The sequence below is a fragment of the Paenarthrobacter sp. NCHU4564 genome, from assembly GCF_052156435.1.
GTDB lineage: Bacteria > Actinomycetota > Actinomycetes > Actinomycetales > Micrococcaceae > Arthrobacter.
This window is the reverse complement of sequence record NZ_JBQLIS010000010.1, coordinates 144,237-159,106: the sequence shown is the minus strand read 5'-3', so window position 1 is coordinate 159,106 and position 14,870 is coordinate 144,237. Positions and strand designations below refer to the sequence as shown.

Annotated in this window: 12 protein-coding genes; 7 read left to right on the top strand and 5 right to left on the bottom strand. The window is 62.9% G+C overall.

What is annotated here, in order from left to right:
• Positions 1-123 precede the first annotated feature (123 nt).
• Positions 124-876, bottom strand: a complete 753-nt coding sequence (locus ACSVIE_RS12420; RefSeq protein WP_442424038.1) for an ArsR/SmtB family transcription factor — start codon at positions 874-876, stop codon at positions 124-126.
• A gap of 391 nt (positions 877-1,267) precedes the next feature.
• On the opposite strand from ACSVIE_RS12420, the gene ACSVIE_RS12415 reads away from it, so the two are divergent.
• From ACSVIE_RS12415 to ACSVIE_RS12395, 5 genes are read left to right on the top strand one after another with little or no spacing between them, the layout of a single operon-like run.
• Positions 1,268-3,340, top strand: a complete 2,073-nt coding sequence (locus tag ACSVIE_RS12415; RefSeq protein WP_442424037.1) for a beta-galactosidase — start codon at positions 1,268-1,270, stop codon at positions 3,338-3,340.
• Positions 3,331-4,305, top strand: coding sequence for an ABC transporter permease (locus ACSVIE_RS12410; RefSeq protein WP_426006311.1), 975 nt, complete (start codon positions 3,331-3,333; stop codon positions 4,303-4,305). Before ACSVIE_RS12415 ends, ACSVIE_RS12410 begins: the two co-directional genes overlap by 10 nt.
• Before the next feature lie 41 nt (positions 4,306-4,346).
• Entirely contained in the window at positions 4,347-5,216 is an 870-nt protein-coding gene (locus ACSVIE_RS12405) for a carbohydrate ABC transporter permease (RefSeq protein WP_426007496.1), read from the top strand.
• A 5-nt stretch (positions 5,217-5,221) separates the two neighbouring features.
• Complete coding sequence (locus ACSVIE_RS12400) at positions 5,222-6,871, top strand: ABC transporter substrate-binding protein (RefSeq protein WP_442424036.1); 1,650 nt, start codon at positions 5,222-5,224, stop codon at positions 6,869-6,871.
• A 20-nt stretch (positions 6,872-6,891) separates the two neighbouring features.
• Positions 6,892-7,587, top strand: coding sequence for a YesL family protein (locus ACSVIE_RS12395; protein ID WP_442424035.1), 696 nt, complete (start codon positions 6,892-6,894; stop codon positions 7,585-7,587).
• Here the strand turns inward: ACSVIE_RS12395 and ACSVIE_RS12390 are convergent.
• From ACSVIE_RS12390 to ACSVIE_RS12380, 3 genes are all read right to left on the bottom strand, one after another.
• Positions 7,584-8,921, bottom strand: a complete 1,338-nt coding sequence (locus ACSVIE_RS12390) for an amidohydrolase family protein (RefSeq protein WP_442424034.1) — start codon at positions 8,919-8,921, stop codon at positions 7,584-7,586. The two genes, ACSVIE_RS12395 and ACSVIE_RS12390, sit on opposite strands and share 4 nt — an antisense overlap.
• Before the next feature lie 168 nt (positions 8,922-9,089).
• On the bottom strand, positions 9,090-9,521 hold the full coding sequence (locus ACSVIE_RS12385; protein WP_442424033.1) for a VOC family protein: 432 nt from the start codon (positions 9,519-9,521) through the stop codon (positions 9,090-9,092).
• 35 nt (positions 9,522-9,556) lie between these two features.
• Positions 9,557-10,312 carry an SDR family oxidoreductase gene (locus ACSVIE_RS12380; protein ID WP_442424032.1) on the bottom strand — a complete coding sequence of 252 codons (756 nt, stop codon included), beginning with the start codon at positions 10,310-10,312 and terminating at the stop codon, positions 9,557-9,559.
• A gap of 184 nt (positions 10,313-10,496) precedes the next feature.
• Here ACSVIE_RS12380 and ACSVIE_RS12375 point away from each other — a divergent pair, with 184 nt between their 5' ends.
• A complete protein-coding gene (locus ACSVIE_RS12375; RefSeq protein WP_442424040.1) occupies positions 10,497-11,186 on the top strand; it encodes a hypothetical protein in 690 nt (229 codons plus the stop codon).
• 7 nt (positions 11,187-11,193) lie between these two features.
• On the opposite strand, the gene ACSVIE_RS12370 is transcribed toward ACSVIE_RS12375, so the two are convergent.
• Entirely contained in the window at positions 11,194-13,536 is a 2,343-nt protein-coding gene (locus ACSVIE_RS12370; protein WP_442424031.1) for a glycoside hydrolase family 3 N-terminal domain-containing protein, read from the bottom strand.
• 210 nt (positions 13,537-13,746) lie between these two features.
• Between ACSVIE_RS12370 and ACSVIE_RS12365 the strand changes: the two genes are divergently transcribed.
• A complete protein-coding gene (locus ACSVIE_RS12365) occupies positions 13,747-14,853 on the top strand; it encodes a Gfo/Idh/MocA family protein (RefSeq protein ID WP_442424030.1) in 1,107 nt (368 codons plus the stop codon).
• Positions 14,854-14,870: the final 17 nt, after the last annotated feature.

Below are 14,870 nucleotides of genomic sequence, written 5' to 3'. Positions count from 1 at the left end.
GATCAACCCAACCAGAGCCAAGAACAACGCCATCAAACAACTCAACAACCTCGGCTACAACGTCACCATCACCCCGGTCACCGCAGCCTAACCCACCACTACTTTCGTACTAGTTGGGTTCCCCTAGGCGTACATGAGCGAGCCCGGCGTGGTGAGCGTTTCGCCGGTCTCCAGCCACGTCTTCAGGCCGGAGAGGATCATGGGCCAGCCGCCGTAGAGTTGGTCATTGGCGCCCTCGCGCAGCTGGTCGTGCGTCACGGTGAGGTGGCACGAATCGCCCACGGGTTCAATCTCCCACGTGATCCGCGAGGTTCCCTCGGCCTTGACGTCCTCGCCCCACAACGCGCGCATGGTCTGGACAAGCCGGCGGGGCGGATCGACCTCGATGTTCTCGCCTTCGCCGAGCGGTTCATCAGCCTTGACGTTCCGCATCTCAAACTTCCCACCGGGCGTCCAGTCCGAGGTGAACGTGTTCCCGAACTGGTACTTGCTCCGGATCTCACTGGTGGTGATGGCTTCCCAGAGCCGCTCCGGCGTGGTCTTGATGTAGATTTCGAAGATCTTTTCCATGGGACTTTCCAATCTGGATTTCAGGTCGCTGAGGGCAGCGGCCCATGGTTCTGCATATTTGCTCACCCAGCGATCGTGGATGAGCCGGATGGGGACCGGGTTCAGGAAGTGCAGCTTTTCACGCCCCCGACGGCGGGTGACCACCAGGCCTGCATCTTCCAGCAGCTTGAGGTGCTTTGCGATGCCGAAACGGGTCATCTCGAACCGGGCTCCGAGGGCACTGAGGGTCTGCCCGTCCTCGCGGAACAACTCATCGAGCAGTTCCCTCCGGGTGGGGTCTGCCAGTGCTTTAAACACGGCGTCCATGGGTTCAGAATAGGTGACCATTTAGTCACGTGTCAACGGATTATCCTGAGCTTCTCCGCACAATCGCGGGAATGCGCCGAGGTCGCTGTTCCTTTCCGGGCCCATTCGAAGGCTTCCCGCGAACTCGCGAGTACGGCCCGGCAGCCGGAAAGTTTCTGAATTATCGCAGAAAGAAACAGCCACATTCTGTGGGAATTTTGCGATTCATCCCGGCCCCAACGCCAACCCATCGCCGGAAAGTCCTACGCCAGCGCCGATTAAGGGCCGCTAAGTTACTCGCAAGTTTCCGATATTGAACTGTTGTTATTGCCAAAACTTTACGATAGTTTCTCCCTGTGATGCGCGTCGCACTGAAGCTTTTGGGGCGACGAAGGCCGAGCGAAGGACAAAGATGACCATCCACCCAGCGGAATTACAGAGCGCGGAAGAGCGCTTGAAACGCCTGCACGAACGCCTCGGCGGCATTGCCTACGGCGGCGACTACAACCCCGAACAATGGCCCCGCGAGGTCTGGCAGGAAGATGCCAGGCTCATGCAGGAAGCCGGCGTAAACCTCGTGACCCTCGCGGTCTTTTCATGGAGCCGGTTGGAGACCAGCCACGGCGTGTTCGATTTCGAATGGCTCGACGAGGTCATGGACCTGATGCATGAGCACGGAATCGGCGTGGACCTCGCCACCCCGGACGCCGTCCCGCCCGCCTGGCTCGTTGAACAGCACCCGGACATCATGCCCGAACGCGCGGACGGCAGTATCTTCGGTTTCGGGTCACGCCAGCACTTTGATGTCTCCCACCCCGTTTACCGGGAGAAGTCCCTGACCTTGGCGGACAAGATGGGCGAGCGCTATTCCGGCCACCCTGCGCTCCGGATGTGGCATGTCGGCAATGAATACGGTCCGGCGTCCTACGGCCCCTGGGCGGAGAAAGCGTTCCGTGAATGGCTGCAGCGTAAATACGAGTCCTTGGAGGCGCTAAACGAGGCCTGGAGCACCGCGGTGTGGGGGCAGCTCTACACCGCCTGGGAACAGGTCCGGGTGCCCGCCCAGCCGCGAACATGGTCCAATCCCTCGCGGCGCCTGGACTTCCACCGCTTCACCTCGGACAGCATGCTGGAGCACTTCAAGGCTGAACGCGACATCCTCCGCAAGCACAGCCCGGACCTGCCGATCGTCACCAACTTCATGCGGTTCTACAAAACCAATGACTACTGGGCATGGGCAGCGGAAGAAGACGCCGCCGCGCTGGACATCTACCCCGATCCCCGCGAAGACGACGCACATATCGCAGCTGCGCTCAACTTCGACCTCATGCGTTCACTGCGCCACGGCCAGCCGTGGTTGGTCATGGAACAGGCTACGGGCGCGGTGAGCCAGTGGTCCATCAACGTATCCAAGCTTCCGGGAAAGATGCGGCTGGGCTCCTATCAGGCCATAGCCCAGGGCGCTGATTCGATCCTCTTCTTCCAGTGGCGCCAGGCCCGGGGTGGCACGGAACGCTACCACTCGGCCATGGTCAACCACGCCGGTCCCAACACCCGGATCTTCCGCGAGGTGTGCCAACTGGGCCAGGAACTGAAGTCACTGGCCGGCCTTACGGGCACCCGGTCCGCGGCAAGGGTGGCAATCGTCTTCGATTGGGACTGCTGGTGGGCCCTTGAGTTGGGGAACTCACCCCGCTCCGATTTGAACTACGCCACCGAAGTTCTTCGCTTCTACCGTCCGCTCTTCGAATCAAACGTGACCGTTGATTTCGTCAACGCCACCAGCGACCTTTCCCAGTACGGCCTGGTCATCATGCCGGCGTCGTACCTCCTCACCGATGAGGCGGCCGCTGGGGTCGAGGACTATGTCACGGGCGGTGGCCGGCTGGTGGTCTCCTACCTGTCCGGCATCGTGGACGAAAACAACACGATCCGCTTGGGTGGGTATCCCGGCGCGCTACGGAACGTCCTGGGTGCATGGAGCGAGGAGATGCATCCCCTTGCCGGCGAGGATGAACGCGTAAAGCTCGTGACGGCCGACCGTGGAACGTCATCCGCAGGCTACTGGACCGAACACTTGCATGCCGTAACAGCGGACGTCGTGGCCAGCTACGCCTCGGGCCGGCTCGCGGGGTCTCCGGCCGTCACGCGCAACTCCTTTGGCCGGGGGACTGCCCTGTATCTGTCAGCACGCGTGGACGACGACCTGCTCCGGCAGTTGCTCGATGAGGAACTCCAGGCCTCAGGCGTGGAACCGGTACTGGACGCACCCGCCGGAGTCCAGGCCCGCCGTCGTGACGCTATCAACGCTGAGGGCACCCGCCGCAGCTTCCTTATGGTGCTCAACCACAATGACGCGCCGGCCCGGGTGGACGTGCTCGACGGCGGTACGGACCTCCTCAGCGGACGCGCGGTTAAGGGCCCGGTTGAGCTGGAAGCCAACGGCGTCCTGGTGCTGGCGGAAGGAGTGGGAGCATGGCACTGAGAATGGACGCTCCTCCTTCCGGGGCCGTAGAGGACAAGCCGCAGCAGAAGCGGCGTGACAAACCCGGAAGCTGGAAGCTGGCGTTCAAACGCGATTGGCGTTTGTACACACTGTTAGCGCTACCACTGGCCTACTTCCTGGTTTTCCGGTACCTGCCAATGGCCGGGAACGTGATCGCATTCCGCCAGTTCCAGCCCGGCGGCAACATCTTCGGCGAGAAGTGGGTGGGCTTCAAATACATCACCCTCTTCATCAACGATCCCAGCTTCTGGCAGGCGTTCCAGAACACCATCATCCTGGGCGTCCTTACATTGGTGTTCTGCTTCCCGATGCCGATCATCTTTGCCCTGATGCTCAACGAGCTGCGCTCGCAGAAGTTCAAGAAGTTCGTCCAGACCGTGGCGTACTTGCCGCATTTCATGTCCGTGGTGATCATCGCCGGCATGATCCTCCAGAACTTCTCATTGACGGGAACCGTCAACCAGATTTCGGAGGCGTTGTTCGGCAACACCGTGAACTTCACGCAGGACCCCACCTGGTTCAGGCCCATGTACATCAGTTCCGAGGTGTGGCAGACCATGGGATGGGGCGCCATTCTGTACCTGGCCGCACTGACCCGGGTGGATGAGTCCTTATACGAGGCCGCCAGAATCGATGGGGCCAACCGATGGCAACAGACCTGGCACGTCACCTTGCCGGCGATTCGCCCGACGATCATTACCCTGCTGATCCTCAACATCGGCACGTTCATGGCGGTGGGCTTCGAAAAGATCCTCCTGATCTACAACCCGCTGAACTACGCGACCTCCGACGTCATCTCCACCTACCTGTACCGGGTGGGCCTGGAATCCAGCAACTTCAGCTACGCGGCTGCGATCGGAATGTTTGAATCCGTCATCGGCCTCACGCTGATCCTCTCAGCGAACGCGATCTCCAAGCGCGTCGCAGGAACGAGCCTCTGGTGAGCAAAACTTCACGAGCCGAACGCGGTGTGCTCCTTTCGGACATGAAAGTGTCCACCGGCATGCGGGTGTTCCGGGCTTTCAACCTGGTGTTCCTGCTGCTGGTGGTCTTTCTGACCGTCTATCCCTTCCTTAACATCATTGCCCAGTCCTTCTCGAGTGAAGGCTTCATCAATGCCGGGCAGGTCAACCTGTTCCCCCTGGGCTTCAACACCGAGACCTACAAGCTGATCCTGGCGGACTCCGCCTTCTGGACCAACTACGGCAACACCGTGCTGTACACCGTGGTGGCCACCGCCATCTCCATGGTCCTGACCACCTCATTTGCCTATGCGATCGCCAAGAAGGACTTGAAGGGCCGAAGCCTGTTCATCGGGCTGGCGGTGTTCACCATGTTCTTCAACGGCGGCCTCATTCCCAACTATGTGCTCATCAGTTCCCTGGGAATGAGGGACACCCTGTGGGCCGTCGTGCTGCCGAATGCCATCAGCGTCTTCAACCTGCTCATCATGAAGTCCTTCTTCGAGAACATGCCCCGCGAACTGGAAGAGGCGGCTTCCATTGATGGCTTGACCCAGTACGGGATCCTGTTCCGGGTGGTCCTTCCGCTGAGCAAGGCGATTGTTGCCACCATGGTCCTCTTCTATGCGGTGGCCAACTGGAACTCCTGGTTCCAGGCGTTCCTTTACCTTGACAACCCGGACCTGTTCCCGGTCACCATCTACCTCCGCAACATGATTGCCGGGGTCACCACGGCCGGATCGGCAGGCGGCACGGCAGAGAACGTTGGGCAGATCGCGGCCAACATCCAGTCGGTCACGATCGTGCTGACCGTCATCCCCATCCTTTGTGTCTATCCCTTCGTCCAGAAGTACTTCTTCTCGGGCGTGATGCTCGGCTCCGTCAAGGAATAACCCTTATGAAAGGACACCCAATGATCACCAAACGAGAGTTCCGCAGGAGGGACTTCCTGGGCCTGGCGTCCGTGGTCACGATCGGTCTGGTCATGACCGCATGCGATGCGGACACCACGGAAAAAGTGGATACCTCGAAGAACCGGACGGGCGCCATGGACAGCTTCGGCGTCGGAGACACGTTCAAGGCGACGCAGCCTTTGACGTTCACGTTCCTGTTCTCGGACCAGCCGACCTACCCCTACAAGAAGGACTGGCTGCTCTTCACCAAGATGGCCAAGGACAACAACGTCACTCTTGAACCCACCATCGTTCCCAACAGCGATTACGAACAGAAGCGCAGCCTCCTCATCAGCTCCGGCAGCGCGCCGGAAATCATCGCCAAGACCTACCCGGGACAGGAATCGGCCTTCGTGTCCGCCGGTGCCGTGCTGCCCGTCAGTGATTACGTGGACCTGATGCCGCACTTCCAGGACAAGGTCAAGAAGTGGAAGCTCGAACCGGAAATCGAGGCCCTTACCCAGGAAGACGGCAAGTACTACGTGCTTCCCGGCCTGCACGAGGAGCTGTGGCCTGACTACTCGCTGTGTTTCCGCAAGGACATCCTGAAAAAGGAAGGCCTGTCCGAGCCCAAGACCTGGGATGAGTTCCGCGAAGTACTCCGCTCACTCAAGAAGGCCTACCCGGACGTCATCCCGTTCTCCGATCGTTTCAAAGGTGACAGCGTCCTGAATTTCGCAGCACCGACCTTTGGAACGGTCGCGGGATGGGGCCTGGTTGACGGGCTCCTGTTCGACCAGGACAAGAAGGAATTCGGCTTCGCCGCCGGATCGGAGAAGTTCAAAGACCTGGTCGCGTACTTCAACTCCCTGGTGTCTGAAGGTCTGATGGATCCGGAGAGCTTTACGCAGACCGACGACGCCGCCATTCAGAAGTTCGTCTCCGGAAAGTCGTTCGTCATCAGCGCCAATTCGCAGAACGTCATCACCTACCGCACGTCCATGGAACAGTCTCTGGGCAAGGGCAACTTCGAGATTGGAAAGATCACGGTTCCGGGGGGACCGGAGGGGGACATCATTGGCGGAACACGCCTGGAGAACGGCATCATGCTGAATTCGTCCGTGAAGGACAAGGAGTCGTTTGTTGCGCTGATCCAGTACATCGACTGGTTGTTCTACAGCGATGCCGGGCAGGAGTTCAGCAAATGGGGCGTGGAGGGCACCACCTTCACCAAGGAAGGTGGCAAGCGGAAGCTGGCAGCCGACATCAACTTCCAGGGCCTCAACCCCGCCGGGACCAAGGACCTGCGGGTGGACTACGGCTTCTCCGGCGGTAACTTCGCCTACGGCGGGCCTACGGAACTGCTGCATTCGACGTTCAATGACGAAGAACTCGCCTTCCAGGACGCCATGAAGGCCAAGACTCCCCGTCCCGTTGCGCCGCCGGTTCCGTTCAATGATGTGGACCGCGAACAAGCGACGCTGGCACTCACCCCGCTCAAGGACCACGTCAAGCAGAACGCACTCAAGTTCATCACTGGTCAGCGGGGCATGGGCGAGTTCGATGCTTACGTCAAGGAACTGGACAGCAAGGGCATGGCCAAATACGTAGATCTCGCCAACAAGGCGTACAAGGCCTACGCGGACAAGAAGTAGTTTCCAGACAGGAGCAGCTGATGACAGCAAGGAAAGCAGAGTTCGGAACCGGTGCCCTGTTCAAGGCCGCCGGTACCGTCCAGGGCGTGATGATCGTCGGCGGCCTGTTGGTGGCCACCAACATCCTCCTGGTTGTGTCGCCGTTGCTCGTCGGCGTGATCGGGCCCTTCGCCCTGCTGCCGCTGCTCCTGACCGGGCCGTCGGTTGTTGCTGCCTGCTACGCCTTCAACCGCCTTATTGCCGGAGAGGACACAGGGGTGTTCCGGGACTTCCTGGGGTCTTACCGGAACAATTTCGGACAGGCGCTGGTGGTGGGGTTGCCTTACCTGGGCGTCCTTGCTGTCATCTGTGCCAACCTCCTCAGCCTGCCGGGCAGCAACCCTGAAACGGTTGCTGCCCGGGCGGGCCTCCTGGGACTCGGCATCCTGGTGGGCACGGCGGCAGCCCATGCCTTCCTGCTGCTGTCCCGTTTCACCTTCCGGACCGTGGACATCCACCGGCTTGCCGTCTACAGCCTCGGTGCCCACAAACGCGTGTCCCTGGGGAACGCAGGCATACTCTTCGTCACCGGTTTTGTGCTGCTGTCCACCACAGCCTGGCTGATGCTGTTTGTTGTTGGCTTGGTGGTGTATCTCCTGTGCTTGAACTCGCGCCCATTGCTCAGGCTCGTTGAGAGCCGGTTTACCACCGCACGGGAGCCCCAACCGGCCAGTTAGAGGTTCGTCCTGACCACGGCTCCCTGCGCGATGACAGTGCTGACCTTCTCCAGGGCGGTGCCGTCCGTCAACGGGTCCGCGTCCACCACTACAACGTCGGCAACTGAGCCGCGAACCAGCCTGCCCACCTCGTCACCGCGGCCAAGCAAGCGGGCCGCGTTGGTTGTGGCCGCCTGCAGTGCCTCAAGGGGTGACAGGCCTGCTTCGGCCAGGAGCCGCGCCTCTGTGCCGATCGGGGTGACGTCGGTGCCAAAGGAGTCGGTACCGGCAACGATCGTGACGCCGGCATCTTTCGCAGCGCGCACGGCGGCCTGGAGGATCGGGGTGTATTCCTTGCCGCGGGCAGCCAGGACGGGGTTGCTGGACCCGGCCATGCTGGTGATGGCATCCATAGTGGGGGTGAAGAAGGTGCCCCGCCGGGCCATCTCCTGGATGGTTTGCTCCGATACGAAAACGCCGTGCTCGATGCTTTTCACCCCGGCCCGGACAGCGCCGTCGATACCCTCCGCACTGTAGGCATGGCACAGGACGCCGGCGCCCTTGGCGGCCTTCACGATCGCGCCGATCTGCTCCACGTCATAGACCAGCTCGCGGGGGTCCTGTTCGGGCAGGCCTGCGCGCGGATTGGCCCGGGTCTTGATGACCTTTGCCCCGCGCTTGATGTTGACCCGGGTGAGGTAGGCCAGATCCTGCGTTTCGGTGATGCCGCCGCTGATGGTGGCCAGGGGAGATAGGTCCGGATCGGCCAGAAGCGAGTCGCCTTGATCCGGTGAAATGAAGAGGCCGGCGGGGGTCATGCGGGGTGAAACGCCCGGTGCCCACGACGGCAGGGCGGCCAGGGCAATGTCCTGGTAGAACGTGCTCGAACCGCTGCGGACGCTGGTGGCACCACCTTGGAGGAGGAGGCGGGCGTCTGCCAGCGCATTTGCATGGACGTGGGCATCCACCAACCCCGGCAGGACCCACCGGCCGGAGGCGTTCAGCACGCGGGCGCGGTTCACGACGGCGGCAACAGCCTTGCGCGTCTCATCCCGGCTTCCGACTGCGGTCACCTTACCGCCGTCGAGAACCACGACACCGTCGGCCACGGCGTCGCCGGTCTTGGGGTCGACAACCGTTCCGCCCTCGATGATGACCGCCTGAACAGTGAGCGGCTGGCCGGGGTAGTTGGGGCCGGAATTGGGGTTGTCAGCCTTGGCTGCAGGGGCTGTTGCGAGTTGGCTGGCGATTCCTGCTACCGAGATTCCGGCCAGCGCGGCGGCTCCGGCGAGGATTCCGCGGCGAGGCAGTTCGCCCTTCGGCGTAGGTGCTGAGGTGTGGTCGTGAAGGCACATCGTTGTACTCCTGGGCAAGGGGATGCCGACGCGCTGCCGCAGGGCAGACGTCAACTTTTGGTATTCCAGAATGCCCTAGCAGCAGGGTATTGCGCAAGGATAGAGCCACTAAGCCAGCCTCAGAATGCTCTTGGTATGCCACAAGCCCGACTTATCTCAAGGCAGTGCTTATCCGAAAACCACCGTGCCGGCGTCGTCGATCCGCCAGCCCGGGTTGAACGCAATTTCCCAGACGATGCCGTTGGGGTCCTTGACGTGGCCGTGGAAGATGCCTCCGAAGTCGCCCGCCTGGGCCGGTTTGAGGACGGTGCCGCCAGCGGCTTTCAATTGCTCGATGGTGCTGGCCACCGCTGCCTCGCTGCCAACGTTGTGTGAAAGCGTCACGCCGCTGACGCCGGTGGTTGCCGCCGAGCCGCCCAGGTCCTGATTGAACTTGTCGGCATCGAAGAGCCCGAGTACTTGTCCGGGGGCCACCTGGAAGAAGATGATCTCGCCCGGAACGTCCATCAGTGGATCCCAACCGAGCCCGTCCTGATAGAAGGCGCGGGCCCGGTCCAGATCAGGCGTGGCAAAGGTGATGAAGTGCAGTCGCTGGTCCATGACAGCCATGCTAGCTACAGGGTGCGACAGCGCAGCTAGCCCAGGTGCTGCCGGGTCCCGTTCAGGTCCGCGGCCGGGGCGGTGAAGAGGGCTGCTATGTGTTCGGCGAGTTCGTTGACGTGCGTGTAGCCCGGGAACTTGCGGTGCGGTGCAGCGTCTTTCATGGCGTCATCCAGCAGGGCCTTGACTACGAACACCACTGCCGCGGAGGTCTGCTCCCTGGGCTCGGTTTTGTGGCCGGACTGTGCGGCATTGAAGCCGTCGGCCACGCCGAGGACCCATGCCTCGGATGCAGCCTTGATGGCCGAGTAGCCGGCGCCGGAAGCCGTGGGTTTGGCTGCCGTAGTGGCCGATACGATCGCCAACCTGCCGCGCGGTGAGGCTTCAAGGTCGGGGTAAAAGGTGCGCGAGGTGTTCCGGAGGGTGGTCATGATGCTGGTGTGCAGGACGTCCCAGTCCTCGTCCTTCTGGCCCGTGATGCCATCGCCACCCCTCCAGCCGCCCACGAGGTGAATCAGTCCGTCCACGGGGCCGAGGTCGTTGTGTACCGAGGCGGCAAGCTTCGCCACTGATTCCGGGTTCGCCAGGTTGCAGGTGTAGGTGGCAACGCCGGGGTGGGACGCGGCCAGGACCTCAAGCCTCGCAGCATCGAGATCCACGGCGGCGACCTTGGCGCCGGCCTTGAGCAGCGCGGTCACCACGGCCTGGCCGGCGGCGCTGGTGGATCCCGCGACGACGATGTTCAGGGGGCGGGTGGAGGCCACGTCGTTGTGGTCATTCGTGGTGGTCACGGCAGGTCCTTCCGGATAGCACTAACGGTCCGGACGAGCATACCCAGTCAAAAGGATCGCTAATGGCAAAATATGCCGAGGCTAAGGATTCGTCATGCTGGGGCCGAGCTTCGGAGCCCATGAACGCCGAACCTTCACCGGTCCACCGTTGAGGCCCGGTCCGCGGCGGTGGGAGGATGGCTCTGTGGAACCCTTCTTCGACTTTGTCGGTAATTACTGGTGGCTCGTGTTCGTCTTTGGCGGGGTGGCCGGCGGCTGGGCCAAGTCATGGTCAAGGGCCAGCGAACGGCGCCACCGCCGCAAGGTGGAGTTGTACAAGCTCAAGAACCAGCAGGCCATCGCGGAGCAGGCCAACCAGTCGGAAGTCGCAGCGCTTATGGCGGCCCATGATGCCGTCAACCACAAGTGGCTGGACTACGAACTCGACGTCGGAAAGCTCATCGATTTCCCGCTGATGACGGATGTCCGCGAACCCCTGACCGTAGCGTTCCTCCGGGCGAAGAAGGAAGCCGACGGAGTCCGGCCTTCCGCTGCCGCGGACATCACCACGGCGGCCAGGCTGGCGGAATACCGGGCGGCCGTCCACAGCTACGAGATTGCCTTTGACATAGCCGAGCGCGAAGCACGGCGGATCAAGGACGGCAACTTCACCGGGCCCGAACGCCAACGGCTGGCAACGGCAAGGAAGCTGCTGCGGATCGCCGAGGACGTTGCCGCTACCCCGGCGGAGCGGCAGACGGCCTACAAACGGGCCCGCAAGGAACTCGACGGATTGATCGTCCTCCCGGAAGCGACCGTGGCAGCGCTGGAGGAGAAGATCGCCGGCATGCTCAGTTCCCGCCGCGACCCGGAAGCTGACGCCCGGATGGCCTGAGCCGGAGTCAGTCCATCCGGACCCTGGCCGGCGTCAGCATCTGACGGTCAAAGCCAACCACCCGGCGCGCGCCGTCCAGGATGACCTCGTGGGTGGCGGCGTAGTGGCTGCTGGATGTCCCGACGTGCAGCTTCACAAACCCCGGGGTCACCACGCGGTCCAGATCCAGGCCCGTGAAGGACGTACGGTCTGCGTGTACCTCGAATTCGACGATGGCGGAGGCTCCGGCGTCCAGTTCGATGCGGGCATAACCGATCAACTCGCGCACCGGACGGACGACCTCGCCCACCGGATCTTCCAGGTAGAGCTGCACGATTTCCGCTCCTGGCAGGGACCCCGTGTTGGTCACGCGGCAGGACAGCGTGAGCGTTCCCTCCGTGGACATGGTGGGGGCGCTGCAACCATGGTCCGAGAGGTCAAAGGTCGTGTAGGAGAGGCCGTGACCAAAAACGAACAGCGGGGACGGATCCAAGGCACTGACTTCTGTGGCGCCGGCCAACTTCGAATGCAGGTAAGTGCCGGGCTGGCCGCCGGGGGAGCGTGGCACGGAGACGGGCAGCTTGCCGGACGGATTCACGACGCCGGTCAGCACGTCCCAGACGGCGGCGGCACCTTCTTCGCCAGGAAAAAAGCCCTGAACGATTGCGTCGGCGCGATCCACGAAGTCGCCCAAGGCATAGGGCCGGCCGCTGAGGACCACGATCACTGACCGGGTTCCCGTTTCGCCGCACACCGCCAGAATGCGGTCCAGCATCTCGTGCTGGTCGCCGGGAAGCTGCAGGCCGGCGGCGTCGTTGCCTTCGCCTGACGTGCCCCGGCCGAACAAACCGGCGTTGTCGCCGACCACGATCACGCACGTGTCCGCAGAAGCCGCGGCGGCACAGGCGTCCGCGATCTGTTCCCCGGTGGCCGACTCGCAGTTTCCGGTTACCGACACCGCAACAGAGTCATACCGGCCGGCTGCCACAGCTGCCACCGAGGGGACGGAGATTCCCATGGGTACGTCGGGGTGCGATGCACCCACGTGGGCATCGAACGAGTAGCACCCGAGCATGGCGAAGGGGTCATCAGCCAAGGGGCCAACAACGGCCACCGGGCCGGAGGGGGTTAGCGGCAATGCTGGCTGTCCCTTGAAGGACCGGTTGCTCAGCAGGACCAACGACTGCGCCGCCAACTCCCGCGCCAGTTCCCGGTCTTCTGCAGGATCCAGGTCAACGGGTCCGGACAGGGCGGGTGGTTCTGCACGGAAGTCCGGGGACAAAAGCCCCAGCTCGGCTTTCTGCCGCAGCACCCTTCGCAGGGCTTCGTCCACGGTGGTTTGGTCCACAACTCCCTCACGCACCTTGGCCAGCAGAGGCCCACCGAAACAGTTCACGGTTGGAAGTTCAACGTCGACGCCGGCCGTCAAGGCCAGCGCGGCAGCGTCGCCGGAGTCTGCGGCCACACCATGGGTGACGTCCAGGAAGGCGACCCCGAAGTAGTCGGCAACGACAGTCCCGGTGAAGCCCCACTCCTCACGAAGCAGCCCCGTCAGAAGTGCGCGGTTCGCGGCGGCAGGTACGCCGTCGACGTCGGTATAAGCGTGCATCACCGAACGGGGCGCGCCATGCCGGATGGCCATCTCGAACGGCGGGAGCATCACGTCGGCGAGCTCGCGCGGTCCCATGGAGACCGGCGCGTGGTTCCGGCCTGCCCGGGAAGCGGAGTAGCCGACAAAGTGCTTGAGTGTCGCCACGATGCCCGTGGACTCAAGGCCCTGAACGTAGGCAGTGGCCACGGTGCCTACCAGGTAGGGGTCCTCGCCGATGGTCTCCTCCACGCGGCCCCACCGGAGGTCACGGACCACATCCAGCACGGGAGCCAGGCCCTGGTGGACACCGAGGGAGCGCATGGACCGTCCAATCCGGGACGCCATAAGCCGCACCAGTTCGGGGTTGAATGTGGCACCCCAGGCAAGGGGCACCGGGAACGCTGTCGCCTTCCAAGCCGCCAAGCCGGCAAGGCATTCTTCGTGGACCTGTGCCGGAATGCCGAACCGGGACGCAGCAACGATCTGCTCCTGGGCGGCGGCAAGTCGTCGCGCGCCCTCGGAGGGTTCCAGAGGAACAGTGCCGTACATCCGGGTGATCTGGCCCAGGCCCTTGGCGATCACCTCGTCCCACGTTCTTGAGTCACCGGCCATGTGGTTCTGCAGCGGGGCCACAGAGTCACCGTCCGTTGAAGCATTGACCCAGACGCCGACCAATTGGGCGAGCTTTTCTTCGAGCGTCATTTCACGGATGAGATGTTCCACCACGTCCTGGGCGGGGATGCGGGCAAGTGCTTGCTTTTCGGCGGCGCCGCTGGTCACTGGGTGCTCCTTGGGTTGGGAGGAAGTTTTTAGAAACTATCAGAAAGTTGTGTTTACTTTCCAGAGCCAAAAGTGTTGACTGGCTACAGATGCATCAACCGACATGCCAGCGATCCTCCGCGCCCCTGGGGTCACCGCTGTTGTGTGCGTGAGCTTTCCGGGCGCGTCCCCAAACCAGAAACTTTCCGACCTCTCAGCAGAAAGATTCCCATGAACACCTACAGAGTTGCCATCGTCGGAACGGGCGGTATCGCTGCCGTCCATGCCGCCAACCTGGCCCGCGCCGAAGGGCGCGCCCACGTGGTTGCAGCATGCGACGTGGACGACCACCGGCTCCAGTCCTTTGCCGACGAGCACGGTATCCCCGGTCGCTACACACAATTGGGCGAGCTGCTTGCTGAGGCCAAGCCGGACATCGTCCACCTCTGCACTCCGCCGATGCTGCACATCGACCAGGCCATCGAGTGCCTCGAAGCCGGCGCCCATGTCCTGTCGGAAAAGCCACCGGCCCTCAGCCTGGCCGACTTCGACCGCCTGACCACGGCCCAAGCGCGCGGTGGCGCCCAGTTCTCCTGTGTGTTCCAGCACCGCTTTGGCGACGCTTCTGCCGCGGCCCGCACGCTGATTGGCGGAGCTGACTTCGGGCGTCCCTTGGTGGCCCGCTGCGACACGCTCTGGTACAGGCCGGACGAGTACTTCGATCTTCCCTGGCGCGGAACGTGGAAAGCCGAAGGAGGCGGACCCACCATGGGCCACGGCATCCACCAGTTCGACCTCCTGCTGCATCTCCTGGGCCCATGGGAAGAGGTGACAGCCCTCGCGTCCCGGCAGGCACGGGCAACATCCACCGAAGACGTCTCGGCAGCCCTGGTCCGCTTTGGGAACGGAGCAGTGGCCACCGTGATCAACTCACTGCTGTCCCCGCGGGAGACGTCCGATATCCGCATCGACTGCGAATTCGCCACCGTTGAACTCAGCCACCTCTATGGCTACAGCCCCGACAACTGGACCATCACCGCCGCGCCCGGCCACGAGGAACCCGTCTCCACGGCATGGAACGCCCAACCGCTCGACCGGGGCAGCGGCCACTCCGCCCAGTTCCTGGCCATGTATGACGCGCTCGACGCCGGATTGCCGCTCCCGGCCGGAGCGGCCTCAGCGCGGCAAACACTGGAGTTCGCTGCCGCCATTTACGCCTCAGCCTTCACCGGCCAGCCCGTCAGGCGCGGCGACATCGTTCCCGGACATCCCTTCTATGGCGGCATGGACGGCGAGGGACTCGGCACCAGCGTCCTCGCCGCCACAGCACGCGTCTAATCCATCATCAGGAGAAC

Bases quoted from the DNA above. Each gene is read 5' to 3' on its own strand.
- ACSVIE_RS12420 (WP_442424038.1), bottom strand. From the start codon at position 876: ATGGACGCCGTGTTTAAAGCACTGGCAGACCCCACCCGGAGGGAACTG.
- ACSVIE_RS12415 (WP_442424037.1), top strand. From the start codon at position 1,268: ATGACCATCCACCCAGCGGAATTACAGAGCGCGGAAGAGCGCTTGAAA.
- ACSVIE_RS12410 (WP_426006311.1), top strand. From the start codon at position 3,331: ATGGCACTGAGAATGGACGCTCCTCCTTCCGGGGCCGTAGAGGACAAG.
- ACSVIE_RS12405 (WP_426007496.1), top strand. From the start codon at position 4,347: ATGAAAGTGTCCACCGGCATGCGGGTGTTCCGGGCTTTCAACCTGGTG.
- ACSVIE_RS12400 (WP_442424036.1), top strand. From the start codon at position 5,222: ATGAAAGGACACCCAATGATCACCAAACGAGAGTTCCGCAGGAGGGAC.
- ACSVIE_RS12395 (WP_442424035.1), top strand. From the start codon at position 6,892: ATGACAGCAAGGAAAGCAGAGTTCGGAACCGGTGCCCTGTTCAAGGCC.
- ACSVIE_RS12390 (WP_442424034.1), bottom strand. From the start codon at position 8,921: ATGTGCCTTCACGACCACACCTCAGCACCTACGCCGAAGGGCGAACTG.
- ACSVIE_RS12385 (WP_442424033.1), bottom strand. From the start codon at position 9,521: ATGGACCAGCGACTGCACTTCATCACCTTTGCCACGCCTGATCTGGAC.
- ACSVIE_RS12365 (WP_442424030.1), top strand. From the start codon at position 13,747: ATGAACACCTACAGAGTTGCCATCGTCGGAACGGGCGGTATCGCTGCC.